The organism is Flavobacterium sp. LC2016-13 (genome assembly GCF_009707955.1).
GTDB lineage: Bacteria > Bacteroidota > Bacteroidia > Flavobacteriales > Flavobacteriaceae > Flavobacterium.
The window spans coordinates 1-3,618 of sequence record NZ_WMDQ01000034.1 but is presented as its reverse complement, the minus strand read 5'-3'; the positions used below and the strand labels follow the sequence as shown (position 1 = coordinate 3,618).

At 34.8% G+C, this 3,618-nt stretch carries 2 protein-coding genes; both read left to right on the top strand.

Annotated elements, in window-relative coordinates:
* A partial coding sequence (locus GKZ86_RS25140; RefSeq protein WP_154785759.1) for a T9SS type A sorting domain-containing protein occupies window positions 1-286 on the top strand: 286 nt, incomplete at its 5' end.
* 11 nt (window positions 287-297) lie between these two features.
* The coding region (locus GKZ86_RS25135; protein WP_154785758.1) for a hypothetical protein at window positions 298-3,618 on the top strand (3,321 nt) is incomplete at its 3' end.

The following is a 3,618-nucleotide window of genomic DNA, read 5'->3' as shown; positions in this document are numbered from 1 at the left end:
TTGGGTGGTGAAACTAAAAGACAAAACCAAAGTCGAAAAAGTCAAAGCCGCTATAGAAGCCATACCTAATCCTGCCACTACTTATACCAATGTCATTATCGGCCATGATTTTAAATCAGGAACGGCCACTGTGGTTGATATTTCGGGAAGAATCCTGCAAGAATTCAGTATAACCAGCAGAACAGTTCCGGTAGATTTAAGCAGATACTCGGAAGGTATCTACATCATCAACATCAAAACCGATGTTAAAACCGAATCGGTTAAAGTCATCAAATCAATTCATTAAAATATTTTATAATGTATAAGCTAATTTTAAAGCATTCAGTAAAAACAAAGTTTTTACTGTTTTTCATGTTTATAGCAACAATTGGTATTGCGCAGACAGATACTGGTAAATTTTTACCCAATATTACCCCGCCTTCACCTACTGCAGGAGAACTGGGCAAATATGGGAATGTTCCTGTCGGATTATTTACGGGAGCAGCCAATATTTCGGTTCCATTAATTACGTTTAAGACAAAGGATCTGGAATCTCCGATTTCGCTTTTTTATGGTTCAAACGGAATAAAAGTAGATGAAGTGGCATCGAATGTAGGATTGGGCTGGAATATGAATTTTGGTGGTGTTATTACCCGTACTGTACGAGATAAATTAGATCAGCCCATAACCGCGATTTACCCACCAGATGATTTACCTAATGCAACCATTGAAGAAAGAATACAATTTTATAGAGCTGCCGGACAGGACAATGCGGACACGGAAAGTGATATCTATTCTTTTAATTTTAATGGCAACTCAGGAAAGTTTGTGTATGATAAAAATGGAGTTCCGGTTTTGGTGAATAATCAAAAAATTAAAATAGAAAAAATTGGAACTCAAAATGCTGATTTTTTATTAACAGCCACCAATGGAGTTAAATATTATTTTACAGAAAAAGAAACGACAACTTTCAGAAATCAGGGAGAAGGGCATTCTGTAATAAGTGGTAGTGTTACAGCCTGGTATTTAAGTAAAATAGTACATCCAAACGGATCAGAAATTTATCTGACATATGAGGGCATGAATATGGATTATACTGCTTCGAATTCTCAAAACCTAGTAATGTCATATCCTCAAGTGCAAAATGATTGTAATGGAGGTGTCTATTCTAAAGCTCCAACTCTTAGTGGTATTTCGGCTTATAATATGACAGTACTTGGTAAAAGAGTAAATAAAATATACAGTAATAATACTATTGAAGGTTATGTAACTTTTACGTATAGCGGCCCAGGAGTTAATGAAGAAGTTGAGGGTAACAGCAAGATTGAGACCATTGCTCAATACAACAGTGATGGTATTGTTATTGAAAAACTAACCTTCAATTATTTAAAAACCACTAATAATCGTGTTTTTTTACAGAATATTACATTTCTTGATCCAACCAAAAAATACAGTTTTGAATATATCAGTCAGTCTGTTTTTCCAAAAAGACTTTCCACAAGTCAGGATCATTGGGGATATTATAATGGTAAGAATAATACCAATTTAGTGCCTAAAAATATAGAAGATTACGATTTAGGGGTAAACAATATTGATTATAATGGAGCTGATAAAGAGCCTGATCAAAATTTTGCTAAAATAGGATTACTAAGTAAAATTACTTATCCTACCAAAGGATATACTGAATTTAACTATGAAGCCAATACGTATTGGGGAGAAAAAACGACCTATCCAAATAAGACAGAAACCTTGTACGAAAGAGGTGATAAGGATTGGGATGAGGCACCACATGTATACAGCATAACTTCACCGACAGATCAAATTATTAAAATAGTCGGGTGGGTTAAGTATAAGAAAGACGGACCAGCACCACCGATAGAAGGAGAAAATGATCCCGAGGATACTGGACATGAGGCAGCTTCTTTAGCGTTGGTTTGTAAAGATACACCAGCTTCACAGTGCCCGGTGTTTTATGAGCTCACCCAATTTGGTGTTCCTTTTCCTCATCAAGGTGGTTATACTTTTATTACAGGTATTGATAATGTTTTTTACTTTGATGCAAAAGCAGGGAAAACATATGATCTACAGTTTTATAAAGGAGGATTCCACACATATGCATCAATTAGGGTAAGTTATTATGCTACGGCCCCGGTAACAGAAGACACAAATATAGAAACAGGAGGAGTACGAATCAAGTCAACTAAAGATTTTGCAGATTCATCCGCTAAAGCGAACTATAAAAGATATTATTATGCCAATAAGGATAATATCAACCATTCTTCAGGAGATAAAGGAAAAAGCCCTTTTTATATTGATTTATCAGTACAAAGAAAAATGTGCGATGTTGAAGGATTAGGAACAGCGTGTTATTTTTGGGACACTAGTAATCTTGTGATTAGTTCCAGTAGTATGATTTCATTATTTGATACAGGCAGCAGCAACTGTTTTTATAAATATGTCACGGTGAGTGAAGGCGGTGACGCTTTTGAAAATGGCGGAGAAATGAAAGAATTTATAGTTCATAGAGATGATACCGGAAATATAATTCTAGGACAAACAGAAATTAAAAGTGCTCCGCTTACCAATTTTGGATGGGATAATGGTCTGGAAATAAAATCACAAACATTTCAAAAAAAACAGGCAGGTGGTTCATTTGTTGTTGTAGCAGAGAATGAAAATAGGTATAAGTTAGATCCCGCTTACAGTAAGGAGATTAAATCTTATAATGTTAGGAAAAATTTCGAGGAACCTTGTCCAATTGCAAATTTGGTTCAGAATTTTAGTATAGTAGAATATAAAACAAAAGGATATTGGTTTTATCTGGAATCTTCATTATCCAAAAAGTATGATCTTAAAGGGCAGAATCCTATAACAACTATTACGGATTATGTATATGGTAATCCTGTACATCTTCAGTTGACTTCACAAAGTACAGAATCATCATTGCAAGAGACTTTGCGAACCAGGTATTATTATCCTCAGGATGCTGTTATGGCAGGTGAGCCTTTTGTTAATGATATGATTGCAGCTAACAGAATTGATACACCATTAAAAACAGAAACCTTGCGGGCTAATGTATTGCAATCCGGGCAAAAGACAGAATATGCAAAAGATGTTTCAACAGCTAATTTATTAATGCCAAAATCTATTTATGCAGCTAAATTTCCGAATTCATCCTCCACGGGCGATGGTTTAAAAAGAAAAATAACATATGATAAGTATGATGATATTGGGAATATATTGCAGTATACTCCTGAGGCAGGTTTGCCCGTTTCGATCATCTGGGGCTATAATAAGACACAGCCTATAGCTAAAATTGAAAATATTGCTTATCAAAATATTCCAGCTGGAACAATAACAAATTTACAAACATTATCAAATGCTGACAAGGATAACTGTTTGACGGAGAGCTGTAGTGAACAACTCCTTAGAATGGAACTAAATGCGCTTAGAAATTCACTTTCAGGTAATTTTATTACAACTTATACTTATAATCCGCTGGTAGGTGTTACCAGTATTACTGATCCAAAAGGAATGACATCTTATTATGAATATGATGCTGTAGGCAGATTAAAATTTGTAAAAGATAATGAACTAAATGTGCTTCAGAAATATTGCTATAATTATAAGGGGCAGCAG